Source organism: Edaphobacter sp. HDX4, assembly GCF_036877565.1.
In the GTDB taxonomy this organism is placed as follows: Bacteria; Acidobacteriota; Terriglobia; order Terriglobales; family Acidobacteriaceae; genus Edaphobacter.
In genome coordinates, this window is sequence record NZ_JAEDXW010000017.1 from 1 (window position 1) to 22,868 (window position 22,868).

22 protein-coding genes and 1 pseudogene are annotated in these 22,868 nt (G+C 58.7%); 7 read left to right on the forward strand and 16 right to left on the reverse strand.

Annotation, left to right across the window (positions count from 1 at the left end; all coding sequences use genetic code 11):
* From JAO29_RS15860 to JAO29_RS15890, 7 genes and pseudogenes are all read right to left on the reverse strand, one after another.
* Positions 1 to 185 (reverse strand): annotated as a pseudogene (locus JAO29_RS15860) (hypothetical protein); the annotation flags it as partial.
* 489 nt (positions 186 to 674) lie between these two features.
* Positions 675 to 2,093: a selenium-binding protein SBP56-related protein gene (locus tag JAO29_RS15865; protein ID WP_334269225.1), complete on the reverse strand. Its 1,419-nt coding sequence runs from the start codon at positions 2,091 to 2,093 to the stop codon at positions 675 to 677.
* Positions 2,094 to 2,318: 225 nt separating this feature from the next.
* The gene (locus JAO29_RS15870) at positions 2,319 to 2,975 is read right to left on the reverse strand and encodes a hypothetical protein (RefSeq protein ID WP_334269226.1); all 657 of its coding nucleotides are present in this window, start codon (positions 2,973 to 2,975) and stop codon (positions 2,319 to 2,321) included.
* Positions 2,972 to 3,520 carry an RNA polymerase sigma factor gene (locus tag JAO29_RS15875; RefSeq protein WP_334269227.1) on the reverse strand — a complete coding sequence of 183 codons (549 nt, stop codon included), beginning with the start codon at positions 3,518 to 3,520 and terminating at the stop codon, positions 2,972 to 2,974. The genes JAO29_RS15870 and JAO29_RS15875 overlap by 4 nt, the downstream gene beginning before the upstream one ends.
* On the reverse strand, positions 3,510 to 4,301 hold the full coding sequence (locus JAO29_RS15880) for an ABC transporter permease subunit (RefSeq protein WP_334269228.1): 792 nt from the start codon (positions 4,299 to 4,301) through the stop codon (positions 3,510 to 3,512). Before JAO29_RS15880 ends, JAO29_RS15875 begins: the two co-directional genes overlap by 11 nt.
* Positions 4,301 to 5,029: an ABC transporter ATP-binding protein gene (locus JAO29_RS15885; RefSeq protein ID WP_334269229.1), complete on the reverse strand. Its 729-nt coding sequence runs from the start codon at positions 5,027 to 5,029 to the stop codon at positions 4,301 to 4,303. The genes JAO29_RS15880 and JAO29_RS15885 overlap by 1 nt, the downstream gene beginning before the upstream one ends.
* Positions 5,030 to 5,136: 107 nt before the next feature.
* On the reverse strand, positions 5,137 to 6,081 hold the full coding sequence (locus tag JAO29_RS15890) for a GlxA family transcriptional regulator (protein WP_334269230.1): 945 nt from the start codon (positions 6,079 to 6,081) through the stop codon (positions 5,137 to 5,139).
* Between the two features lie 197 nt (positions 6,082 to 6,278).
* Here JAO29_RS15890 and JAO29_RS15895 point away from each other — a divergent pair, with 197 nt between their 5' ends.
* Positions 6,279 to 6,941 carry an HD domain-containing protein gene (locus JAO29_RS15895; protein ID WP_334269231.1) on the forward strand — a complete coding sequence of 221 codons (663 nt, stop codon included), beginning with the start codon at positions 6,279 to 6,281 and terminating at the stop codon, positions 6,939 to 6,941.
* Between the two features lie 32 nt (positions 6,942 to 6,973).
* Here the strand turns inward: JAO29_RS15895 and JAO29_RS15900 are convergent, their stop codons facing one another.
* Positions 6,974 to 7,147, reverse strand: coding sequence for a hypothetical protein (locus tag JAO29_RS15900; protein ID WP_334269232.1), 174 nt, complete (start codon positions 7,145 to 7,147; stop codon positions 6,974 to 6,976).
* Between the two features lie 159 nt (positions 7,148 to 7,306).
* Between JAO29_RS15900 and JAO29_RS15905 the strand changes: the two genes are divergently transcribed.
* The 4 genes from JAO29_RS15905 (at position 7,307) to JAO29_RS15920 (ending at position 11,206) form a co-directional block, all read left to right on the forward strand.
* Complete coding sequence (locus JAO29_RS15905; protein WP_334269233.1) at positions 7,307 to 7,606, forward strand: hypothetical protein; 300 nt, start codon at positions 7,307 to 7,309, stop codon at positions 7,604 to 7,606.
* A 35-nt stretch (positions 7,607 to 7,641) separates the two neighbouring features.
* Positions 7,642 to 8,013, forward strand: a complete 372-nt coding sequence (locus tag JAO29_RS15910; RefSeq protein ID WP_334269234.1) for a hypothetical protein — start codon at positions 7,642 to 7,644, stop codon at positions 8,011 to 8,013.
* Between the two features lie 134 nt (positions 8,014 to 8,147).
* A complete protein-coding gene (locus JAO29_RS15915) occupies positions 8,148 to 8,492 on the forward strand; it encodes a PadR family transcriptional regulator (protein ID WP_334269235.1) in 345 nt (114 codons plus the stop codon).
* A 2-nt stretch (positions 8,493 to 8,494) separates the two neighbouring features.
* Positions 8,495 to 11,206, forward strand: coding sequence for an ABC transporter permease (locus JAO29_RS15920; protein ID WP_334269236.1), 2,712 nt, complete (start codon positions 8,495 to 8,497; stop codon positions 11,204 to 11,206).
* Between the two features lie 115 nt (positions 11,207 to 11,321).
* Here the strand turns inward: JAO29_RS15920 and JAO29_RS15925 are convergent, their stop codons facing one another.
* Positions 11,322 to 12,650, reverse strand: coding sequence for an MFS transporter (locus JAO29_RS15925; RefSeq protein ID WP_334269237.1), 1,329 nt, complete (start codon positions 12,648 to 12,650; stop codon positions 11,322 to 11,324).
* 295 nt (positions 12,651 to 12,945) lie between these two features.
* Between JAO29_RS15925 and JAO29_RS15930 the strand changes: the two genes are divergently transcribed.
* A complete protein-coding gene (locus JAO29_RS15930; RefSeq protein ID WP_334269238.1) occupies positions 12,946 to 14,817 on the forward strand; it encodes a nuclear transport factor 2 family protein in 1,872 nt (623 codons plus the stop codon).
* Here the strand turns inward: JAO29_RS15930 and JAO29_RS15935 are convergent.
* Genes JAO29_RS15935 through JAO29_RS15945 form a run of 3 tightly spaced genes read right to left on the reverse strand, consistent with a single transcriptional unit; the run spans position 14,814 to position 17,214 of the window.
* Complete coding sequence (locus JAO29_RS15935; protein WP_334269239.1) at positions 14,814 to 15,290, reverse strand: peroxiredoxin; 477 nt, start codon at positions 15,288 to 15,290, stop codon at positions 14,814 to 14,816. The two genes, JAO29_RS15930 and JAO29_RS15935, sit on opposite strands and share 4 nt — an antisense overlap.
* Positions 15,291 to 15,315: 25 nt before the next feature.
* Positions 15,316 to 16,119 (reverse strand): glutaminyl-peptide cyclotransferase, encoded by an 804-nt coding sequence (locus JAO29_RS15940; protein WP_334269240.1) that lies wholly within the window; start codon positions 16,117 to 16,119, stop codon positions 15,316 to 15,318.
* Positions 16,120 to 16,137: 18 nt separating this feature from the next.
* Positions 16,138 to 17,214: an ACP S-malonyltransferase gene (locus JAO29_RS15945; RefSeq protein WP_334269241.1), complete on the reverse strand. Its 1,077-nt coding sequence runs from the start codon at positions 17,212 to 17,214 to the stop codon at positions 16,138 to 16,140.
* 95 nt (positions 17,215 to 17,309) lie between these two features.
* Here JAO29_RS15945 and JAO29_RS15950 point away from each other — a divergent pair, with 95 nt between their 5' ends.
* The gene (locus tag JAO29_RS15950) at positions 17,310 to 17,792 is read left to right on the forward strand and encodes a hypothetical protein (RefSeq protein ID WP_334269242.1); all 483 of its coding nucleotides are present in this window, start codon (positions 17,310 to 17,312) and stop codon (positions 17,790 to 17,792) included.
* Here the strand turns inward: JAO29_RS15950 and JAO29_RS15955 are convergent.
* The 4 genes from JAO29_RS15955 to JAO29_RS15970 all read right to left on the reverse strand — a co-directional run bounded on the left by JAO29_RS15955 (position 17,789) and on the right by JAO29_RS15970 (position 22,687).
* A complete protein-coding gene (locus JAO29_RS15955) occupies positions 17,789 to 20,767 on the reverse strand; it encodes a ligand-binding sensor domain-containing diguanylate cyclase (protein WP_334269243.1) in 2,979 nt (992 codons plus the stop codon). The two genes, JAO29_RS15950 and JAO29_RS15955, sit on opposite strands and share 4 nt — an antisense overlap.
* Before the next feature lie 288 nt (positions 20,768 to 21,055).
* The gene (locus JAO29_RS15960; RefSeq protein ID WP_334269244.1) at positions 21,056 to 21,277 is read right to left on the reverse strand and encodes a hypothetical protein; all 222 of its coding nucleotides are present in this window, start codon (positions 21,275 to 21,277) and stop codon (positions 21,056 to 21,058) included.
* A gap of 103 nt (positions 21,278 to 21,380) precedes the next feature.
* Positions 21,381 to 22,037, reverse strand: coding sequence for a DUF4230 domain-containing protein (locus tag JAO29_RS15965; RefSeq protein WP_334269245.1), 657 nt, complete (start codon positions 22,035 to 22,037; stop codon positions 21,381 to 21,383).
* 125 nt (positions 22,038 to 22,162) lie between these two features.
* Positions 22,163 to 22,687, reverse strand: a complete 525-nt coding sequence (locus tag JAO29_RS15970; RefSeq protein ID WP_334269246.1) for a PEP-CTERM sorting domain-containing protein — start codon at positions 22,685 to 22,687, stop codon at positions 22,163 to 22,165.
* Between the last annotated feature and the right edge of the window lie 181 nt (positions 22,688 to 22,868).

Genomic DNA, 22,868 nt, shown 5'->3' on the forward strand with positions numbered 1-22,868 from the left:
GCCATGGAGGATTGACGCTTCTTCTTGAGGAAGACGAGATCGTCATCGGCGATCTTTTCGCGGGCGGGTGCGGCGACCGGCTTTGCCGGAGCATTGCGCTCCCGGTAGATCATTCCCACGCGTACACCGATGACGATGAGAAAAAGCAGGGTTCCGCCAATGGCGGCCTTCTTTCCGTTTTCCAACTTGCCTCCAGGCCTGTTTCGGGTTTGCAGATGACCCTAAACGATTGGTGAATCTGGTTCAAGAGCCGGGTACCCCACCGCCCTGTTTTCGTGCAAAATCTTCCATCCAATAGACTTAGGTCCGGACTCCATCCCAAAAGTCAACAAAACAAAGGGTGTTACGTGCAAGATATTGAAAACAAGCTATTTATCGGGTGCGTTGAGAAATCGACAACGAAGAGCAAACCAGGCTCTTTGTATCTGTCTCTATTCTAGCGATCGGGAGGGGGGTAGATCGGCAGTTGTAAACTATTGGTAGCAAATGAGTTATACGGGAACAAAGGTTGACATCCTCTGGACCGCCATCCAGGTCGATGTTGTCGTCGCAATCAGAAGCCGAGATTCGACATAAAACAGGTTCGAACGAACCGGATGTGTCAGGTATCGAACATAGGGGTGAGTGATTCGGACGTGAACGGCGGTCGCGGCAGTGTCGGGACCATGTTCACGCTATTTCATCGCGATACCGTGAGGACGCGCCGGGCCGGTTTTGAAGGCGGTGTTGAAGTCAAGGTTGAACCGCTTGTCCTCGGTGAGTCTGTCATGGGTGACTTTGAGGACGTGAACTTTATGGTCGCCTTCGAAGTGAATGATGCCTTTGTCATCCTCATTGAGGAAGTAGTCTGTCACCACGAGGCGACTGTCATCAGCGTTCAGTACCAGATTGTGCGGTCCAGCGTTGGCGCCAAGGTTGACGACCGAAACCTGCTCCAGGTGGAAGCGGTCGGTGGTGTCCAGCATGACGATCTGCCCGGCCATGAACGTACCCACGATCAACCGGTCGCCGCATTGGGGTGTCGCCATAATCTGACCCATTCCGCCGGGTACCGGCGTGTCTACGTGAGGCTTCACGGTGGAGAGATCGAAGGCGACAGTTCCCGCGTCCCGTTCGGGATCGATGAGGTAGATGTGGCCGTCGAACATGCCCGAGGTGTACCCGTAACCATGCCGATCTTTCGGGAGCAGCTTTACGTCCATCGTGCCCTGTGCGGGAGTTCCGTCCGGCGCAAACAGATCTACGGTCCTGGTGATCCTGCGTTCCCGGTAGTTCCAGATGCGCACGGAACCCCGCAGAACGGGGCCCATCGAAGGCATCAGCGTGCTGCTGGGCAGAATGAAATCCGAGGTCATCATCAGGTTCATATCCGGACGCGCGGAGATGCCGTGGGGGTTGAACCCGTCCAGCGGCGGCGTGGTGGGCCATTCCTCGAATAGCGATACAGTGCCGAAGTGGTCCGCGATGAAATGCATGCGGCCGTCGAACTCTGCGACGCGGCCGGGAGCCATGCCGTCAGCCGAGCCCATCTGTGTGATCAGAAAGCCGCCGTTTTCAATCGGAAGAAAGTCATCGGTCATGCTCGATTCCACGGCTTTGGTCGAAAACATGAATCGCGGTTTCTTCGCATCGCTGACATCGAAGAAGAAGATTCCGTTCTGCCCTTTCAACAGGCTGAGCAGCCCCCCGCATCCCAGGATGGTCTTGTTCGAATTCAAGTGGCAGTGGTGCGGTTCGTTGCCGATGTTGCCGGGAGGCGGAAGGGGCACAACATTAATGACCTTTCCATATCTGGGTGACTGCTCATCAAAATCGACGACTGCAAGGAAATCCGGAGCAATTTTTGCCTGATCCTGCGCCCAGATATAGAGAACCTTTTCTCTTGCGCCGTGATCACTCCTGTTTTGATCTCTGCCGTGATCGTCGTTGTCGCGATCTCCGCGGTGATCATCGTTGTCTTGATATCCGTGATGGTCTTCCTGCCTGCCGCCCCGGTCATTTTGAGCCAGCGCCATCGTGCATGCGCCGAGCACCAGCCCGGTGATAAGGAACAATCTCGCGGTCGTTCCGGCAACTCTGTTTGCTTCCCTCATGTGACACACCACCATGTACGCAGTTAATTGCAGACTGCCAGGGCCCAGGGTTGGCTTGGAACAGCGCAAGCATATCACAGGGCCGCAAAGCCCTCGTGGTCTGCAGGAAGCTGGTGGAAGCCGGCGCATGAGGATCGAAACTGATTGCTGCTAAGGAAACTTTCGTCGCCAACTGGGAATCGCTGATGCAGTTGCATAGGTCCGGGCTGCAGGACTGTATCTTTCTCACTCCTGGCTCGGGTCGTGAAGGTCTGGGGAATGGGAGGGCAGGGACTGGTGATCGAGAGATTCGAATTGATTGTTCAGCTCGCGAAGATAGGCCAGCTCTTTCCTTCTCGACCCTCTGACGATGATCAGTATTGCGGACGTAGCCAACGCAATCAGCAGCACTCCCGCCGGCAGTAACTCGTCTTGCCAGGAAGCGATATGCAAATCTGCTTTACGGCTGAACCAGGTGGCCCCGAGCAGGATCGCAAGTACCAACACCACGATGAACTGCGCGATGCGTGTCCTTCGGAGCTCTCGTGTTTTGTTTTCCGCCCTTAGCCTGATGTACTCCTGAGGTTTCGCAGCGAGGGGAGCCGAACCCGACGAAGAGGTGCCGAGCCATGCTGCTAAAACGAGGAGACCCATGGCGAGTGCCAGGAACCCAAGATTCCCATGCAAGTATTGACGATAGGTAGCCATCAGCAGCAGCCCGGTCGTCCATAGAAACGCCACGACGAAGAAGCGGGCGGGCTTGGAGGTGCTCCTGCGTGAGGTTACCTCTTTTCGTACTCTGGATTGGAGCTCCGAGAGGCTGGATTCCTCCTCATTGGCCTTCCAGGAATGCTGCAAACTTTCGAATTCGCGCTGGTAGTCGTTCCTCATCTCACGACTCATCCTTTCTTCTCTTTCATAAGGGTGCGAAGAAGCCCTCGAGCTCGAGTGAGCCGGGCGCCTACATTTCCGATTTCGATTCCAAGGACGTCTGCGATCTCCGCATAGTCCATACCTTCGAAGGCGAGCGTTATCACCTGCCGGTATGGGATAGGGAGGCGACGTATCATCGCCATCAACTGATTGTGCTTCTGCCGCTCCAAAAGCTGTTCCTCAGGACCTGGCCGTGTGTCAGGTGCATCGAGCCCGTCGTCGACCGGGTCCAGCGGCAAGCGCTTGCGCGAGAGCATCGCCAGGGAACGGTTATGTGCAATCCGAAAGAGATAAGTTCGCAACGACGAGTCGCCGCGAAAGGCGGGAAGCGCCTGCCAGAACGCAATGGCGATCTCCTGGAATAGATCGTCTCGGTCGCTCGCAGTGGTTGTATAGCTGGCAGCGAGGCGGCGTATGGCAGGAGCATTCCCGGTGAGAACACGCTCGTAGAGTGCTTCGCGAGATTCAGAAGAAGTCTCGCTCCGGACGTCTGAGGTTATGGGCTCAATTGCCATAGAGCACTTCATCCCGGTGAAGGATCCGGCTTGTGATACGTAGCAGACTCAGCATGCTTACGACGGTTACCGCGCACAAGACCAATGTATGCGAGAGCGGAGGTGCTTTTCCGGCAACCAGATGGGAGAGAAGTACCTGTTGCCCGAGAACGGGCACAGCATAGGCCCATTCGCCAGAGGTGCTGGGGTGGAAGGCGACGAACATTCCGAGTCCCATGGGAACAAAGATCAGAAAAGCAAGCCAGGTATGCGCCTCCTTGACGGACCGGCAGATGGTTGAGATTGCGAGCTCGGCAGCAGCAGCCAGCATTGCCAGAGGCAACATCGCGAGAAGAAGGGAGGCGACGAGAGGCAATCGAGCAAGCTCCGCGAAACGAGTGGGAAGAACAAGACCGATCACGATGGCGAAGCCAATAAGACTGAGTAGAAGCGCGAGCAGGGAGAATGCAGCGATGGAGATCCATTTGCCGGCGATCAGTTGTAACTGACTCAGGGGATTCATAACGAGGGGCACCAACGACCTCCGTTCCCGCTCGCCTGCCAGAGTGTCCATCGCGATGTTCATTCCTCCCGTGAAGGTGGATAGAAGCAGGAAGAGAGAGGACATGGCGAGGAGCGTTCCGGCTTCTGCGGCGTTGGCTGAGGTTGACCGCGTGAACGTCAGAAGGCCGACGATCATCGGGCCCATCAGGGTGTAGAGGAGTGAGGAGGCAAGAGAGCGGCGATCTCTGAAGGCGTCCCTGATCTCCTTGCCTGCGATGATCGAAACCGGGCTCTCCATCAGAACTGGACCTCCGCAGACGTGGCGTGGAGGAAGGCTTCTTCCAGATTGCAGGAATTTGTTTGATTGCAGACCTCCGGGATCGTTCCTTGGGCGACTACTCTTCCAGAGCACAAGATCACCACGCGATCGCATAAGGCTTGTATCTCTTCGAGAACATGGCTGGAAAAGAGGATGCAGCAGCCCTCTTCGCGCATTTTCTCCAAGAGGGTTCTCAGATTGCGAATGCTCACGATGTCGAGCGCATTGGTGGGTTCATCCAGCAGGAGATTCGGTGGACGGTGGACAAGTACGCGTCCAAGGGCTACTTTCATGCGTTCTCCCTGCGAGAAGCCAGCGGTGGGTGTGTCGGCAAGACGCGTGAGGCCGAGGAGTTCGAGCGTATCGTCTACTCTTCGCTCGGTAATGACCGAAGAAACCTGCCGAAGCCTGGCGAAGTACCTCAGGTTTTCTCGGGGTGTAAGGCGCGAGTAAATCCCTGTGTGATCAAGCAGGGAGCCTAAGTGTATCTGCGCGGCGAGCGGGTTCGTTCGCACAGACCTTCCATCTATTTGTGCATCGCCGGCGGATGGCCGGAGGACACCCGCGACGATACGTAAGACGGTAGTCTTTCCGGCGCCATTCGCTCCCAGGATGCCGGTGATCTCGCCGTCACGCGCAATGAAGGAGACACCACTGACCGCCGCGTGCGAGCCGAAGTGTTTCTGCAGATCTTGAATCTCAATCATCCAGTGACCACCCCTCTGTTCTGGTAGTCCTCGGATTCATGACTTCCTTACAAATATTTGTAAGAAGCGAGCCAAAGAGATGCGGAGCAGCGTCTTCCCTTCGATGTCTACATGCCGCGCTTGAACCTCTGCGTATACTCCGCTGCGGTAATTCCGATTGTGCGTTGAAATGCGCGACGCATCGTGTCGGCTGACGCGAAGCCGCACTGGTCGGCGATTTCCTTGAGGCCGAGAGAGGAACTGTCGATCATCTGTTGTGCGGCTTCCACACGCATGCGGTCAACGAATTGACCTGGATTCATGTTCATCTCGCGCAGACAGACACGAGAAAAGTGACGGGGGCTCATGCCGACCCGTTCGGCGAGGGCTTCTACGGAGAGGTTGCTCTTCAGATTCTCCAGCATGTATACCTGCAGCTCGCGCAGGGGTTCTGACGTGATGGCCTGTCGCGAGAGCATATGACTGTACTGCGCCTGACCTCCAGGACGGACCAGAAACATGACGAGTTGCCGGGCGATCCCGAGAGCGGCCTGGTGACCATGATCCTCCTCAACCAGCGCGAGGCAGAGATCGATCCCGGAGGTGATACCCGCCGAGGTGTAAACAGAGCCGTCGCGCAGAAAGATGGGATCGGCATGAACTTTCACCTTTGGAAACTCTCGCGCAAGCCGGTCGCAGTGCTTCCAGTGTGTGACCGCTCGTTTGCCATCGAGGAGCCCTGCGGCGGCGAGAAGAAATGCACCCGTACAGATGGAAGCGACGCGACGGGATCTTGTGGCGGCATCTGCGATCCACCGGAGATATTCAGCGTCATAGTTGCCGCTCTCAGCACCTGGACCGCCGGCGATGACGAGCGTATCGATCGGTCCTTCGATCTGCGAGAGTGGTACGGCGCCAGCTAACGCAACGCCGTGGCTGGTCTTGAGCTGGTCTGTTCCTCCGGGGGATGCAATCACGACGTGATAGTCCGCGCAGCTTGAGAAGACTTCGAGCGGACCTGTCACGTCAAGGATCTGAACCGGGGGCGGGCCGCTGATCACCATTCGTCGCATGCCACTATTTTAGGGAATCGTCGAAGAGGCGTGCCGATCTTCCTCAGAGGTCATTCGCGAGATTCGACTGGAAGGGCTGCATCGCAATGATATCTGCTGCAGGACGGGAGATGTCCGAAATTGATGTATTCCTGTCATGGCGGCCTCAGGCAACGCGATCTACCTTGAGGTTACAGGTTCTTCCAAGGAGATGTGTCATGACCAAGGCAGCAGACAATGCAGTCGATAACGCAAGCGGAATCGCGATTCCGGACAGCAGGCTTGCCCAGGAGATTACAGAGCTGGTTCGCGATACGGAATCGGAGTTGCTCTTCAACCATTCGAGCCGCGTGTATCTCTTTGCTGCAGCGACCGGCAGGCGAAGAGGACTGGCCTTCGATCCTGAGCTTCTTTATGCGGGTGCCATGTTCCACGATATGGGGTTGACGCCGGCGTACAGCAGCGCTCATGACCGCTTTGAAGTGGATGGAGCCAATGCAGCACGCAACTTTCTGTTGCAGCATAAGATCGCCGATGCAGAGATCGATGCAGTCTGGACGGCAATTGCGCTGCACACCACTCCTGGTATCCCACAGTACATGCATCCCATCGTTGCGTTACTGACAAACGGAGTAGAGATGGACGTGCTGGGAATCGCGTATGAGCAGTTTTCCGATGAGGAACGGGCCGCTATCACGGCTGCGTTTCCGCGTACGAAGGACTTCAAGGAAGACATCATTCAAGCCTTCTATGACGGGATCAAGCATAAGCCTGAGACTACGTTCGGCAATGTAAAGGCGGATGTTCTTGCAGACAAGGACGCAAATTTTCAGCGTGTAAATTTCTGCAGCGTCATTCGCAATTCTGCATGGCGCGGGTAAGAGTGGCTTCTCGTCAACGAAGGCGCTGGTGACTAGAAGCTGACTGTCTCGCCAAGCCCTGCGTACACGTCGTTCCCGGGTGCAAGAAGCAATAATCTCGATGCTCCCGTGAGGATGACCCTGCTCACAAAGCCCGCGGCATGGGCGCGATATCCAGACGGCTGGCTGAGACTCGATCCTGGAGATTTTGCGATCGATGCTTTCATTCCTGAGTGTCTCGGTGATCAGAATCAACAGCTTTCCGGTTTGCTGGAAAGCCTGGTGGAGCGTGGCGCATGTGCGAGGAGAGTTGACGGTCCTGACTGAGGTTTGGGCGGCAACAGCAGTCTGCTGGAGCGCATCGAAGTCTGCCAAGGAGGAAGACGATGAGCAGATCACATGCGGAGCCGGAGCGAGAGTCCGCCAAGAAGCACGGAGATGCCCTCGAAGCAGCAATGCACGAAGAGGACGCCCATACGCTCGAGAGACAGCATCCGGAGCAAGCTTCGGATTCTGTTCCGCCTGCTGAAGATGGAGGACATCCGCATTCGGCGGCGGCCCACCTGAAAGCTGGCGGCGCAGAGCACACCAAGCCGGAAGGCAACCTGCGGCAAGGTTCCCACCCCGGCGCACTTCGCGAGCCACCGATGGTGGTGCAGCGGGTCGGAAAACAGCATCGCGGCTAAATACACGTTCTTCAGTGCATCAAGCAGGAGGTTCTATGGCAACACAGACAACACCACATACAGAGACACAACAGAATGCAGATCCGGCCCAGGCTGATCTGGAGACGAACCAGGCGGCAGCAGATAGTGGACAGGGGCAGGATGCCTCACCCTACGAAAACATGGACGGTGCGCAGACCGGGGGGACGCGTGCTTTCAACGCAAACGCAGGGCGTAGCGGATCTCGGAACACGGAGTCTTTCCCGGCGGCAGCCGATGGGGGCACAGATACGCGGACTCCCGAGAGCGAGGAGCAGGGTATTACGAACCACTCGGCGTCAGAAGAGAGTGCGCGTCAACGCAAGGTCGTGAGCGAGCGTCCGGACGCAACGGCGGGAGTCGATCAGACCGGCCACAGCGTTCGATGAGGTGGATGATTAACGCGCTGCTGCACGGCATCCATAACGATTGAACTTTTTGAGATTCTGCACGTAAAAACACTCCTATGGACATTCCAAAGGTAAGATGCTACTACTTCTTTGGATGTCCATAGGAGCTTGCCATGGCCGCCGATAGATCGGAAGTATTACAGGGAACGCTGGATCTGATGGTGCTGAAGACGTTGCATGCATTGGGCCCTCTGCACGGCTTCGGCATTGCACGCCGCATCGAACAGTTGAGTGAAGATGTGCTCACTCTGAACGAAGGAACGGTGTACACGTCGCTCCTGCGTCTGCAGCAAAAGAGCTGGATCGCAAGTGAGTGGGGTTTGTCGGAGAATAACCGGCGCGCACGGTTCTACAGCATCACAAAGCGCGGCCTGAAGCAGCTGGCCGTGGAGACGGAGAACTGGGAACGGATCTCCGCCGTGATCAGCCGGGTCCTCGCGCTTGAGGCGAAGGCGTAGCCATGACAGATCGAATGCTCATCTTCCTGGCAAAGCTCAAGGCATTTTTCACTCAGTCACCCGATAACAAGGCATTTAACGAAGAGGTCGAAGCTCATCTGGAGATGCTCGCCGAACAATACGAGCATCAGGGAATGGGCGCTGTAGCGGCAAAGCGTGCAGCGCGGCGCCAGTTTGGAAATGTGACGCTGCTGGCTGAGAAGAGGAAGGAAGCAAGGACCACCATGCTCTTCTCCAACCTTGCCCGCGATCTGAGATATGGCGTGCGCCAGCTTGTAAAGACGCCTGTATTCACGATTGTCTGTGTACTTACCCTCGCCCTGGGTGTGGGAGCAAACACAGCCGTGTTCAGCGTGATGCATGCCGTGTTGATGAAGATGTTGCCTCTGCATGACGCATCGAGAGTTTTTTATGTGCACACGAGCGTCCTGCCTGCCGGTGCTTCTAACTCGGGTAATTTCAATACCTCCTTTTCGTATGCGACCTATCGTGAACTGCGTGAGCACAGTGGCCTTCAGGAGGTCATCGGGTTTATTCCCATGTCCACAAGCGGGAAAGCACCTGTACGCGTTGGTACGAGTCCAGAAGAGGCCGCCGGAGACATGGTGAGCGGCAATTACTTTAGTGGCCTGGGGGTTGGTGTCGTGCTGGGGCGCGGATTTACCCAGAAAGACGAAGACGAACATGCTGCCACTGTAGTGATCAGCGAGAACTTCTGGGCGACGCACTATGCCCGCAACCCGGACGTGATCGGGAAGACGTTCTCCATCAAATCGCACCCCTTCACCATTGTTGGTGTTGCCGCGAAGGGGTTCGAAGGAACCGAAGGCCGTCTCCCTCTGGACTTCTGGATTCCGCTGCAGAGTCATCCTGAATTCAATGCCTGGGGAAATCCGGCAGAGGACGGCACCTATCTCACGATGCCGCGGTTCTGGTGCATGCTCCTGATGGCCCGCATCCCGGAGGGAGTAAGCCGCGATCAGGCATTGGCGAAGGCGCAGGGTGTCTTCCAGCGGGCCGCCTATCTCGGAATCGCGCAGAGACGCGCAGGAGAGAAGATTCCTCAGCTTTCTTTTTGGGAGGCGAAGCAGTTCGACCGACAGGATGACTCCTTCTCGCGATCCCTTAAGACATTGATGGCGATGGTCGGTCTCGTACTCGTGATCGCAATGTGCAACGTCGTGATGCTCCTGATGGCGCGCAACGCCAACCGGCAGAGAGAGTTCAGCATTCGCCTGGCGTTAGGCGCAAGTCGCAGACAGATCGCGAGACAGCTACTGACGGAGAGTCTTCTTCTTGTAGCGCTTGGTGGAATAGTGGCTTGGGTCTTCGCGCTGAGCGCAACACGGGCTCTTGGCGCATGGGCGCAGATTGACTCGAACCTTCAACCAGACTCGGTCGTGCTGTGGTTCACGCTGAGCATCCTGCTCGTATTGGCACTAGTCTTTGGCCTGGCGCCGCTGCGGGCTGCACTGTCCTCAGGGCCGGAGATGGCACTTCGCAACTCTGCCACCGCTTCGCAGACAACGGCGCAGAAGGTACGCGCCGGAAACGCTGTGATCGTAACCCAGGTGGCCATATGCGTTGTGCTGCTCGTGGGAGCTGCGCTGTTGCTGGGAACTCTGCGAAATCTGATGAATATTCCCCTGGGACAGCAGCCGAAGGGCCTGCTTGTATTTGGTGTTCATCCTCAACACGTGAAGTCGAAGGAAGAAAGTATCGCCTTCTTTGTCAACCTGCAGCAGAGGCTGCGTACGATACCCGGCGTCGAGTCCGTCTCCCTGGTCTCCGATCGGCCGGGGTCCGGCTGGTCGAGCAACAACAGCGGTTTTCTGATCGACGGCCATAAGCCGAATGGCATAGAGATCGAGCAGGCGCAATTCAGACAGAACACCGTCGGCGCGGACTACTTCCGCACCATGGGAGTGCCCGTACTCGAGGGGAGAGACTTCTCCGATGCCGACTCCGCCTCTGCGCCCGAGGTGGTCATTATCAACGAGACCTTCGCGAAGAAGTATCTGGGTACGTCAAATGCAATCGGGCACGTTATGTCGAGTAGCAAGGGGCTGCGTCCGCGATTGATCATTGGCGTGGTGAAAGATCACAAGTACACCGGGATCACGGAGGAGGCAATGCCCATGCGTTGGAGTGTCTTCACGCAGGGAGGTCTTGAAAATCAACTCGACGTTGAAATGCGGGTAAACGGTGATCCCATGAAGATGCTTCCCACGGTGCGCAAGTTCATGCAGCAAATCGATCCGGATATGCCGTTGCTCGATCCCATGGCGCAGAGCGAAGTCTTTGAGCAGTCGATCTCGCAGCAGGTGATGTTTGCAAGACTGGCGGGATGCTTCGGAGTTCTGGCGGTTGTTCTGATTGCGACGGGACTCTACGGAACGCTGTCTTATCGGGTGAACAAGCGCCGCGCCGAGATTGGAGTGCGGATGGCACTCGGCGCACAGCGGGCACAGATCGTGTGGATGGTTCTGCGTGGGAGCTTGTTGCTTACGGCAGTTGGCGTCGTCGCTGGGATACCCATTGCGATGGCTGCGTCGAAAGGGTTGGAGAGCTCTCTTTACGGGGTGAAGTCATTGGATATTGGCAGCTATCTCTTCGCGATTGTCGGTGTGTCCGTGGTTGCCCTTGCAGCCAGCGGTCTGCCTGCCAGCCGAGCCGGCAGCGTCGAGCCTTCGATCGCTCTGCGTGCCGACTGACGGGGAAGAATTAGACGAATGTCGGGCCGAACAGCGGCTCCGCGAATTGCTGATTGTCTCGCTTTCACGTTGTGAAGGGCCGGGCGCCTCGCAGGCCTCTGCTGTCGAGAATGTCCTAGTCGATGGCCTCGGCGGCGCTGAGTTCCTGATTGACTTCCATGAGGGATTCGGCGGTGAGGGCGTCGGCGCGGCGGAGCTTGGGGAAGAGTGCAGAGGCGGAGAGGGTGACGACGACGGAGGCGATGCCGCCGAAGATGACGGCGGGAACGGCTCCCCACCAGCTGGCGGTGAGGCCGCTTTCGAACTCGCCGAACTCGTTGGAGGCACCGACGAAGAGCCAGTTGACGGCGCTGACGCGGCCTCGCATCTCGGGTGGAGTGGCGAGCTGAAGCATGCTGGAGCGGACGACGACGGAGACCATGTCGCTGGCTCCGGTGACGACAAGGGCTGCAAGGCTGAGCCAGAGGTTGCGGGAGAGGCCGAAGACGATGGTGGCGACTCCATAGATGGCAACGCAGATGAGCATGGTGACGCCGGCGCGTCGCTTGATGGGACGCAGGACGAGCAGAAGCGAGACGATGAGAGCTCCTACGCTGGGCATGGCTCGAAGGAGGCCGAGGCCGCGCGGACCGGCGTGGAGGATCTCGGTAGCGAAGATCGGCAGAAGGGCGACGGCACCGCCGAGCATGACGGCGAAGAGGTCGAGCGAGATGGAGCCGAGCAGAAGCTTGGTGCGCCAGACGTATTCCAGTCCGGCGAGCATGGTGCGGGTGCTGAAGGCGCCAGTTTTTCTCTCGATGGGTTCGGGCCGAATCATGCTGACGAGGATGATGAAGCCGAGGAGCATGGTGAGGGTAAGGACGTAGACGATGGGGGCTCCGTGCAGGGGGAGCAGAGCGCCAAACAGGGGCAGAGTAAAGAGGATGCCACCGACGGCGGGGCCGGACATATTGGCGATCTGGTAGATGGAGGCTCCCCAGGTGACGGCGTTGACGAAGTGATCTTTCGGGACCAGGCTGGGGAGCAGAGCGCTGGAGGCGGGTCCGCTGAACGCCCGGCCCATGCCGATGCCGACGAGGACGGCGTAGATAGGCCAGATGCGATGTCCGGCGAGAGCCCAGGGGCTTAGCGAGAGCCAGAGCAGCGCGCCGGTACAGATGGCCTGAAGTGCGTAGCAGAGCAGGATGATTCGGCGCCGGTCGTAGCGGTCGGCTGCGTGGCCGGCGGCGAGCATGAAGATCAGACCGGGAAGGAAGAGGGCGAGCCCGGTGAGGCCGAGGTCGAGAGCGGAGTGCGTGATCTGGTAGACCTGCCAGGCGACCGCAACCGACTGAGCTTCTGCCCCGATGATCGCCATGAGCCGAGCGCTCTGGTAGAGGCGGAAGTTGCGCGAGCGGAAGGCGTCCCCCGCGCGTGTGGTGCTTCGACTGTCGCCATCAGTCATCGTTCTATGCTGTCATACTTTTAGTCCTCAGGGGTGGCTCCCCCCGGGCCTGCTCCGACGCCTCAGGGAGGGGTCCGCCGGAGGGCCTTGAGAATCGTGAAAGCAGGAGCGCGCTTTCGGACTGAGCAACTGGTCTGCCAGGCTGGTCCGCGCGTCTCCCCTGAAAGTGGGTTGATTCCGGGAGGCGTCCTTCTCTATCGTGGCTATGGCGGCGATACTCAACGGAATAAATCGCTTGTGAATTTTCTTACTGCTGCGATCTGGCAGCACATTTTGTCTTGGTGAAGAGGGCCTTTTGCGATTTCAAACGACGAAGCGGATGCCGAAGCAGGATCCGGAGAGGGTTTTGGGGGTGCTGGAGGGCTGCCTTCGGTCCGTATCAAACGAGATTGTCCGTGAAGGAACGCAGATAAGATTTTCTGGGCTTGGGCCTTCTCCCCGCGCCGTTAACCGCCGCGATACCACGGTGATCCATGTCGATGCACAGGATGGAGTGACGATCCTGCATGCGGATGTGAGGTTTCAGGCGTCGGCGTTTCTGGGTGCTTCATCGCAGGACGCCGTGGTACAGGCCAAGCTGGAGCGGATCTTTGAGGAGATGCGGGGTCAGCTAGGGGTCGATTCCTGGCTGGGCGCTGTGGAAGAGAAGACAGCTTCAGTGCCGGAGGCGGCGCAGGCACCTGAGCGGGAGGAAGAGACCGCGGCAATCGCGGAGCCTGTGATGGAACCGGTCGCTGCACCGATTGCGGAAACGGTCGGAGCTGAGGCGGAAACGCCGGAGAACCTGGCGGCGGGATCGCCTGCCGAGGTCGCCATGCTAGTGGGGATTAGCGAAGCGCCGGAAGCTGTTGCGGTGGAACTCCCGGAAATCCCGGCGAGCCCTGCTGCGGTGGCTGAGAGCGTCGCTGCGGGCGCTCAGAGCCCGGAGGAGCCTCGAGCTGATGTTCTGAATTCTGAGCCAGCGACACTGGCTGAGCCGGATTCTGCCCCCACGACGTCAGAGCCGGTATCGGAACCAGACGCGACGGTGGGAGAGATCGAGCCTGCACCGGAGGTGCATGAGGCGGTGGTGACTAAGCCTGTAGAGGCGACCGAGCTCGAGACTGGTTCGGCACCGGTGGAGACGAAAGACAGTCCTAAGGAGACGGCGAGCGGTAGCTCGGACGGGTCGCCTTCGAAGGAAGCGGAGAATGCTGCTCTACCGGTGGAGGGTGCAGCGGCGGAGCCGAAGCTGGTCGGTCGTGCTCCCGAACCGGATACAACTCTGGCAGCATCAACTGTTGCGGCGCGCGCTGCGGCGAATGGCGCGAGTGCGGACAGCCTCGTAAAGAGCGATCGGAAGAAGATCGAAGTGCAGAAGATCGCTCCGCCACAGAAGCGGGAGATGCCTGCCCCGGCAGCGAAGGTTGTTTCAGCGCGGCCTGGTGATGGCGGAGTAGAACGCCGGATCGAGGCCCCGTCCGGGCCAAGTCAGAAGACAAGCACTCCGGTGGAGCCTTCCGGATGGAAGCCGAGTGGGTTGCTGGCTGAAGATGGAGCCTTCGAACAGGAGCAGGAGAAGAAGTCTCGGCGCCTGCGGTGGAGTGCGTGGGCGGCGGCGGTAATCGTTCTGGTGCTGGCTCCCGCGGCGTGGCTGTATCTCCCGAGCCACATACCAGGCCAGACACCGATGGCGGATGGACCGGCACCGGCGGGGGCGGCACCGGCAGCGGCACCCGAAGCCCCAGCGCCGACAGAGGTACCGCAGGCGGTTGCGAAGATTCCCGGGGAAGATTCAGACCCGGCGGTGGTGATTCAGGACTGGGAGTCGGCGACGAATGCAACCGATGCCGCAACCCAGGCGGCCTTCTATGCAGACCCGGTCGAACGCTACTTCCTTCGGCACAACGTCAGCAGAGACCAGGTGAAGGCTGATAAGCAGGCCTCGATCGACAAGCGCAAAGGTGGCTGGTCGGTGAAGATGGAACAGGTCAAGGTCACCCGCTCCGGTAACAAACCCGCCAGAATCCGCCTGATCAAACACTTCAAGGTAGAGGAGAACGGCAGGCTCGCCTCAGAGTGGTTTGTGCCGTCCGTTCTTGAGATGACGCGAACCAACGGCAAGTGGCAGATCACTTCGGAGCGCGACCTGGGATGGGGAACCTCGCTCGATGACCTGGAATACTAGAGACCCTGCTCTTTGAGGAGCGCCAGCACCTCTTCCGCATGACCTTCGGGTTTGACCTCCTCGAAGATGTGGATGAGGCGCTGGCCTCTGCCTCGATCCGGACCGATCAGGTAGGTCGTTCGCTTTACGCCTTTCACGAGCTTGCCGTACATGTTCTTCGGCTTGATGAGGTCGTAGCGATTGATGAGAACCATGTCGGGATCGGCGAGAAGGTCGTAGGGAAGGTTGTATTTGTCCTTGAACTTCTTCTGCGCCTTGACGCTGTCGCGCGAGATTCCGAGGACAACGATGCCCTCTTTCTGGAACTTCTCGAAGGCATCGCGGAAGCCGCAGGATTCAATGGTGCAGCCGGGTGTGTCGGCTCGGGGATAGAAGAAGAGGACGACGGGTGAGTCTTTGAAGTCGGAGAGGGAGACCTCTTTCCCGTCCTGGTTCTCGAGGGTGAAGTCTTCTACAAGATCGCCGGGTTTCATTTGTTTTCTCGCTTTCTTTGCCAGCTTAGCGCTGCACCGGCATGAGGACCATGGGTGAGCGTTTCACAACTTTGATTTCGAAGACGTAGGGCCACTGTTTTCCGGTTACAAACAGCCGGTCATGGGCGGCGTCATAGGCAATCCCGTTCAGAACAGATTCAGAGTCAACCTTCTGATCGTCGGCCAGGATGCCGGTCAGATCGATCCATCCAAGGACGCGTCCATCCTGCGGCGAGATGCGTGCAATGCGGTCGGAGTGCCACACGTTCGCATAGATCTCGCCCTTGATGTATTCCAGCTCATTCAGCTGCTGGACAGGTCGGGAGCCATCGCGAACGACGATGTGGCGGAGTTCCCTGAAGGTCTCGGGATCGCGAAAGCGCAGCGTGGCGGTCCCATCGCTGGTGACGATTTCCTTTTGGGTGCGGGTCATTCCCCAGCCCTCACCGGTGTAGTTGAACTGCCGAACGGGGCGGAGGCTGAAGCGATCGTAGACGAAGCAGAGGTGAGACTGCCAGGTCCACTCGTAGATGTTCGGTCCCCAGTCCACAATGCCCTCGCCGAAGTACTGGGGCGGCAGTGAGAGTGTCTGAACGGGCTGGCCGGTTTCGGGACGAATCGCCATGATGGCAGATCTGCCCTTCATGCCTGTGCCCTCGTAGAAGAGTCCGTCGCGATAGAAAAATCCTTCGGTATAGCTCGCGGTCGAGTGCGGGTATCTCGCGACGACCTTGTAGGTGGACACCGGCGCCGCCACCTCCGCATGCACGCCTGCGACGGCCAGGAGCAACAGAAAGCCGCAGGCGGAGCGAAGCGAAGGAATGAGCATGTTCAGCGAGTGCAGAGGCTATCGATCAAGTACGGCGATGGTCTTTTCGAGTGAGGCAGAGTCCTCAACGTTGAGTGAGGGGATCGTGGAGTCTCTCCCGAGGATCTGGCGGTTGAGCCCGGTGAGCACCTTACCCGGACCGACTTCGATGAAATGTGTGATTTCCTGAGCAGCGAGAAGATGGATACAGTCGACCCAGCGCACCGCTCCTGTGACCTGGCGGATGAGGCAGTCGCGCGCGTCGGTTCCACGGGTGATGAGGCGCGCATCGACGTTGGCTGCGACAGGGAAGGAGGGATCGTTGAAGACCAGGCCCTCGAGATCGATTGCCAGACGGTCCTGCGCCGGCTGCATCAGGGCGCAATGGAAGGGGGCGCTCACGTGGAGCATGACGGCGCGTTTGGCCCCGGCCTCTTTGCACAGATCGGCGGCACGCTTGACCGCCGCGGCGGCGCCGGAGATGACAGTCTGGTCGGGCGAGTTGAGGTTGGCCGGAGAAACGATGGAACGCGACATCTCCGCGCGGGTCGCTTCAGGATCGGTGGCGGCAGCGGCGGAGGGTGCTCCGGCGTTCCTCGCGGCGGCGGCTTCGGGATTGGGCGCGTCCGGATTGACAGGGGCGGGAGGTGGTGCAGTGTTCTCGTCGGAGGCCTGGGCGCAGAGCTCCGCGATGCGGTCTGCGGGAAGTCCGAGAATGGCCGCCATGGCTCCCTCCCCCTCAGGCACGGCCTCCTGCATGTAGCGTCCGCGGAGACGAACGGTACGAACGGCGTCGGAGAAGTTGAGAGTTCCGGCGGCAACATGCGCGGAGTATTCTCCCAGTGAGTGGCCAGCGGCAAGCGCAGCGACGATGCCCCGCTCTGATAGCAGCAGCGTAATGGCGGTCGAGACGGTAAGGATGGCTGGCTGGGTGTGTTCGGTGAGCTTGAGCTGATCTTCAGGACCCTCAAAGATCAGTTTCGACAGAGCGAATCCGAGAGCATCGTCAGCTTCTTCGAAGATAGATCGAGCGGAAGGGAAGTTGTCGTAGAGATCGCGTCCCATGCCGACGACCTGCGAACCCTGGCCGGGAAAAAGAAAGACTGGTTTCATCATCGATGACTATCGTAAATGAATCGTTGAGATCGCCTCCGGCGAGACGGAATGGTAGTCTCCGCTATGGAAGCTGAACTTCGGAGCGTGATGATTTGATGAGTTTTGACGATCGGGAGAGAAAGAACGTGACTGCTCGAACCATTCGAAAGAGTGCATTCGTTTTGACGCTGCTGGCTGCGATCAGCGCTCCGCTCGCCGCGCGACGGCCGAAACATGAACCCGAGCTCTCAGCCGACGAGGCAAGGATCGTGGACCAGAAGATTGAAGGGCTGCGTTCCGAGGCGGATCGTAATGTGGCGCGCTCCTGGTCGAACTCGAAGAAGGTCGCGGAGGTTCTCTGTCGTCCTGCGGCAACGGCATACTGGAAGAAGAAGACTCCCGGCACGGATCGAGTATTTCTCGGAACTTCGGATCCGTCGACGCTGGTGTTAGAGAGCAACGAAAGGCTCACCGGATCGGGACAGTATCGAAGCGGCGGGAGCTGGACCGACTTTCACTTCACCTGCGAGCTGAATGCGGATCGAGGTACCGTCACGAAGTTCGAGGCTACGCCCGTAGGTCATGCCGGTAAGCCTTAGTGATCTACGTTTCCGGGCACGCTGTCCAGATCCTCATAGAAGACCACGCGATCGCGACCGTCGCCCTTGGCCCGGTAGAGAGCTTCATCGGATCGGCGGATGAGCTCGTCTACGTGCATCATGTCTCGACTGTACCAGGCGGTTCCGAAGCTTGAGGTCACGTTGACGACTTGCTCCTCAAAGAGGAATGCCTCGCCTGAGATCGACTGCAGCAGCTTATTCAGGCGTGCGGGAGCATCCTTCCGCGACAGGGCGGGCATCACGATCAGGAACTCCTCTCCACCGTAGCGGCCGATGAAGTCGTACGGACGGATGTGGTGGAGCATGCGGTTTGCGGCGTCGCGAAGGATGGCATCTCCTGCAAGATGCCCCATCGTGTCGTTGATCTGCTTGAAGTGATCAATGTCGGCGAGGACGACGGCGAGCGTGGCTCCGGTGCGACGGGAGCGGTCCATCTCGCGGGCAAGAATCTCAACGATGGCGGAGCGATTCCAGATTCCGGTGAGAGAGTCGCGCGTCGCCTGATGTCGAAGCGCCTCGCGAGTGGCAACCAGCTCGGCTTTCTCTGCCTCCAGCTCCTTCGTTCTCTGGGCCACCAGTTTTCGCAGGATTCGCTGCCGTTGAAGGAGGCGGTTCTCGCGCCAGTGCCATACCAGGATGGAGGCACCGAATGACGCTATGCCGAGCAACAGATACATCGCTCGCGTACGCCACCAGGGAGGACGCACTGTAAACCGCAGGGAGACGACAGGAGATTGTGCGTGCTGATTGGGATCGATGGCCTGCAACTCCAGCCGATAGTCCCCTGGCGGGACTGCGGGATAACGGATGCGATTCGAGCCGGTCTCGTTCCATTCGACCTCCAACCCCGAGAGCCGATAACGAAAACGCATAGAGCCTTCCCGAGCAAAGTTCAATGAGGTGAAACGTACCCTGAGCGGAGCGTCCTGCCAGGGGAGCAGGTTTGTGGACGCAAGAGAAAGCGTCTTCGATCCCAGCGTTGCGGAGACGAGACGCACATCGAGCGGAGTCTTCGATAACAGATGTTCGGGGTGGAGCAGGTGAATCACGCCCCCATTGGCGCCGACCCAGACCGAGCCATCGTCATCGGCCAGGAAGGCTCCTTCGTCGATATCGTTTGAGATGAGCCCGTCCCTGCGTGTGAGCAGTCTCCATAACCTGCCATCAAAGACGTTGACGCCCATATCTGTACCGACCCACAACCAACCTCGCCGGTCGAAGCGGACGACCTGAACATCGTTGGAGGCGAGATCCGGAACCGTGACCGACTCCAAGGAGGTTATGTGGCCCTTTTGGACGTGGAGATGAAGCAGGGCCGGGATTCCGCCACCGATCCACAGGCTGCCGTCTCGAGCGGCAGCGATGTTGCGCATCTGGCCACGCGTCAGCACGGGATCCAGCACAACCCGACTGATGTGTCCGGAATGATGCGACAGACGATACAGCTGATGATCGGAGAGGAACCAGAGGTCATGGTTCGGAGTCTCGGCAGCATCGTCGAAGGCATCGCTCGAGAGCATGGGGTCGGCGACTTTCTCGATGACAGGCTGCTCGGGCTCTCGGATCACATAGACGCCGTTGCGAGAGAGAATCCAAATACGATGACCCGAATCGGTGAAGACCCGGGCAAGGCTGGGAAGCTTGGCGCGGAAGAGGACGTGGTCCATTGAGGCGTTGGTCTGGTAGACCTCGCCTCCCAGGCCAAAGATCCACAGGGAGCCATCTGGCGATTCTGCGAATCCGGTGCCGTGCAGAATGGGAGCCGTACGAAAGGGCTCCGGCGTATCCAGCTTGCGGCTGTTGGGACTCAACTGGTTGATCTGGAACTGGTCCGCGATCCAGAGGCGACGCCGGCTGTCACGGAATATGGACCAGACCACGTCATCATGCAGTCCCTGGGCAATCGTCCAGTTCTCGACGTCGCGATAGCCCTTCCACCGGAACAGCCCATGGCCACGCGTCGAGAACCATGGGACGCCGTAGCGATCGAAGAGGATGGAACTGACGTCCTTGAAGTCGATTCCATTCGTGGAGTCGAAGAGTTGCCAGGAGGATCCTTCCCAACGGGCCAGACCGCGATTGGTCTGGGTCAGCACCGCTCCCTGGGGGTCCTCCGCCATCGTGAGAATCCCGGAGCCGCTGTATACGCCCACGCCGTTTCTAACGGGAAGATCTCTGGAGAGGAACGCCGACTGTCCCGGAGCGAGGATGCGGATATGACTTCGGCTCCGTGCCCAGACCTCTCCCCTACGGTCCAGGAAGAGACAGGTCCATGAATCCGCGGGAATGTTTCGGCTCTCGGAAAAGACCTCTACGCGGGCCGCCTGGGCTGGCCTGAGCGGATCTCGAAGGCGGCAGATCGCGTTGCCGCATCCGAACCATAGGGCAGGCTTTGAAGTGCCATCCGCCAGGGCGAGGACGCTCTGAATCTTCCCCAGAGCGGGATTCGCTTTGATATTGTCGTCGCTGAAGAACGGCTTCACGGTCCATCCGAGGGTGTTGTCTCCCGGCTGCCGGTTTTCAGTCAGCAGCATCAGCGAGCCGCGGACCAGAAACAGGATGTGGGCCGGATCGATGGATCCGATCAGCTGGCCTGCACCGAACCGCATGTTCGAGGCTTCAAGCGGCGCGGGAACGAAGCGGGTTCCGTTTAAGGCGTAGAGATGGTCATTGGTCGCGACCCAGATTCTTCCGGAGCCATCTTTATAGAGTCCGAGGACGAGAGGTTCGCCGATGCCGTCTTTGGGGCCAAAGTGCTGAAACTCCGACCCGTCGTAGCGGAACAGGCCGTTTTCTGTAGCCAGCCAAAGCATGCCCGAATCGTCTTCGACCAGGCCGAAGACGTCCAGATTACGAAGGCCCTCATCCTGGCCATAGTTGGTAAAGCTGAACTGCTGCGCCTGACCCGCCTCAAAAAAGAAGGCAGAGAGACACAGCACCAGCGCGAGACGCACGGCCAAGCTTCTACCCCGTGATAGGGAGAAGGGGAGCAGGAAGATAGGTTTGCGTTCAGGCTGCCAGCTCAACGGGAGTCACCTGCGCAACACCTGGGGTCTAACCGAAACTCTTCGAACACATCCCGCCCGAAAGGGTTTGAAAGCCCGGTGTCTCCTTACATTAGAAGAATGGATGGAGCAATTACGGCAGAAGATCTCGTCTCGAAGCGGTAACTGTCTGGTTGTGCAAGTCAGCTAGAGGTCCGTCGATGGAAATAGATTCAGTTCGCTTCTTCGGCCTTCGATCTAAACTCCCAAACCGAAGTCAATATCCTGCTCGTCTCCCGAGTGGGAGTAAAAATCGTACGGGGTGCGGCGATTGAACTTATACCGCAGGCGGAGTTCGCGGCCGATAAAGAGACCAAGCGCAACAGCGCCGAGGCCGGCCGATATCCAGCCGACCGTCTTGATAAGAGCCGACTCCTTCTCGTCTTCGGGGAAGGGTAGATCGTTCAAGGCAGATGCCACAGAATCCTCGATGCCAGCGGACTTCATGCAAGGATGATAGCGCAGGTTGCGGGTCGCTGGCAGGCTGCCGGCCCGAGCCGCGGTGGATTACTTCCGGCTGAGGTTAGGTTACATCCACCTTCTGGAATCCAAGGCTGTACAGGAGCGTGGTCACAGTAGCCTGGGCATTCTTGCGGGCTGCGTCAAGAATTCCGTCGGAGAGGGCCGTCTGCTGGAGCTGCTGCTCCGCACGAACCCGGGTCTCAGACTCAAGATTCTGGTCGACTGGCACCAGGATTCCCGTGGAGCGGGCATAGACGCGGGTGTGCTGGTTATCGAGCGTGGTCGCAAAGAGCTGCGAGGCCGGAAGGGTGACGTGAATGTCGCGCACCCCGTTGTTTTCTGTGATGCGGATGTCTTCGGGTTTCAACTTAGAGAGGTCGATTCCGGCGATCGCCTGCCCGTGGACCACCAGGAGGATACGATCTCCCGCAAGAAGATCGGGGAGCACGGTGCTCGACTTCGAGCCCTCTACGATCGTATCCAGGGAATAGACGACGGTCTCCAGGCGGCTTAGACGCTGGATACGTTGAACCACAGCAGGAACGGACGTGTCGTAGGTCGTCGTGCGACCCGCAATGCGGTCTGCGATGCGGGACATGACTCCGGTTGTGGCGTGACGGAGAAACAAGGCCAGGGCCGCAGCACCCAGCAACAAGGCGAAGATAAAGGCGAAGAAGAGGCCCGAGGAACTCCGGCCCGAAGCGTATTGAGACGTCATCCTGGTTTGGATGGTATCGCACCGGCGTTCGATTGGCTCATGCTGCTGCTGAAGAGCTATATCGCGCAAAAAAAAGCCGTAGGGAATTCGAAAACTGAATCCCCTACGGTGTAGCGGGTTATTTGTTAGGCTACAAACTTGCGTGCGCCGAAGGCGGCGAAACCGAGAGCTCCGGTGCTGAGAAGAAACAGGCTGGACGGCTCCGGTGTGGCCGCCATAGCGGGTGAGGCCAGGATCAGGCCGCTGGAAAACTGTCCGCCGCGAAAGTTCTGGAAGACATATCCCAAACCGCCGGAATCCAGTGTGATCTTGAGAAGGCCATTGCCGAGGCTGCCGTCGTAGTTGATGCTGCTGACGCCGCCAAGGAGGAAGAAGATCGAAGCCGGCGAGTCGGAGTCGGCAAGGGTAAAGGTATGGCCGCCGAGGCTCAGCGAAAGGTCGGTGAGCGCGCTGCCTGCAGGTCCGTTCTGGAAGAACGCATCGAACGGGAAGTTAGGAGTGTCGTCGATCGTGAAGGATCCGGTACCACCGGAGACATTTCCGAGAACGTTTACGAGGGTGAGGTCGTACGTTACCGACGAGGCGTGCGCTGCAGCAGGAGCGCCAACCAAACCAAGGACAAGTGCAAGTACAGCGAAAATTTTGCGCATCGAAAGGGCCCTTTCAGAGTCCGTATACTTCGGAGTATCTGTAAGGTGCTACGTGACTTACGGAGAGGTCAACGGGAAAGATGCTTCTGCGGAGTATGCAAAAATTTGCGGTAATCACCGGTCTGGCTTACCTAAGTAAGGGCTACAGATCCCCACAGGGAATCCATCTGTATCGAATCGC

Bases quoted from the DNA above. Each gene is read 5' to 3' on its own strand.
- JAO29_RS15910 (WP_334269234.1), top strand. From the start codon at position 7,642: ATGGCAACACAGACAACACCACATACAGAGACACAACAGAATGCAGAT.
- JAO29_RS15890 (WP_334269230.1), bottom strand. From the start codon at position 6,081: ATGCGACGAATGGTGATCAGCGGCCCGCCCCCGGTTCAGATCCTTGAC.
- JAO29_RS15940 (WP_334269240.1), bottom strand. From the start codon at position 16,119: ATGCTCATTCCTTCGCTTCGCTCCGCCTGCGGCTTTCTGTTGCTCCTG.
- JAO29_RS15880 (WP_334269228.1), bottom strand. From the start codon at position 4,301: ATGGAGAGCCCGGTTTCGATCATCGCAGGCAAGGAGATCAGGGACGCC.
- JAO29_RS15870 (WP_334269226.1), bottom strand. From the start codon at position 2,975: ATGAGTCGTGAGATGAGGAACGACTACCAGCGCGAATTCGAAAGTTTG.
- JAO29_RS15885 (WP_334269229.1), bottom strand. From the start codon at position 5,029: ATGATTGAGATTCAAGATCTGCAGAAACACTTCGGCTCGCACGCGGCG.
- JAO29_RS15895 (WP_334269231.1), top strand. From the start codon at position 6,279: ATGACCAAGGCAGCAGACAATGCAGTCGATAACGCAAGCGGAATCGCG.
- JAO29_RS15970 (WP_334269246.1), bottom strand. From the start codon at position 22,687: ATGCGCAAAATTTTCGCTGTACTTGCACTTGTCCTTGGTTTGGTTGGC.
- JAO29_RS15950 (WP_334269242.1), top strand. From the start codon at position 17,310: ATGAGTTTTGACGATCGGGAGAGAAAGAACGTGACTGCTCGAACCATT.
- JAO29_RS15925 (WP_334269237.1), bottom strand. From the start codon at position 12,650: ATGACTGATGGCGACAGTCGAAGCACCACACGCGCGGGGGACGCCTTC.
- JAO29_RS15905 (WP_334269233.1), top strand. From the start codon at position 7,307: ATGAGCAGATCACATGCGGAGCCGGAGCGAGAGTCCGCCAAGAAGCAC.
- JAO29_RS15965 (WP_334269245.1), bottom strand. From the start codon at position 22,037: ATGACGTCTCAATACGCTTCGGGCCGGAGTTCCTCGGGCCTCTTCTTC.
- JAO29_RS15920 (WP_334269236.1), top strand. From the start codon at position 8,495: ATGACAGATCGAATGCTCATCTTCCTGGCAAAGCTCAAGGCATTTTTC.
- JAO29_RS15875 (WP_334269227.1), bottom strand. From the start codon at position 3,520: ATGGCAATTGAGCCCATAACCTCAGACGTCCGGAGCGAGACTTCTTCT.
- JAO29_RS15900 (WP_334269232.1), bottom strand. From the start codon at position 7,147: ATGAAAGCATCGATCGCAAAATCTCCAGGATCGAGTCTCAGCCAGCCG.
- JAO29_RS15865 (WP_334269225.1), bottom strand. From the start codon at position 2,093: ATGAGGGAAGCAAACAGAGTTGCCGGAACGACCGCGAGATTGTTCCTT.
- JAO29_RS15915 (WP_334269235.1), top strand. From the start codon at position 8,148: ATGGCCGCCGATAGATCGGAAGTATTACAGGGAACGCTGGATCTGATG.
- JAO29_RS15935 (WP_334269239.1), bottom strand. From the start codon at position 15,290: ATGAAACCCGGCGATCTTGTAGAAGACTTCACCCTCGAGAACCAGGAC.
- JAO29_RS15945 (WP_334269241.1), bottom strand. From the start codon at position 17,214: ATGATGAAACCAGTCTTTCTTTTTCCCGGCCAGGGTTCGCAGGTCGTC.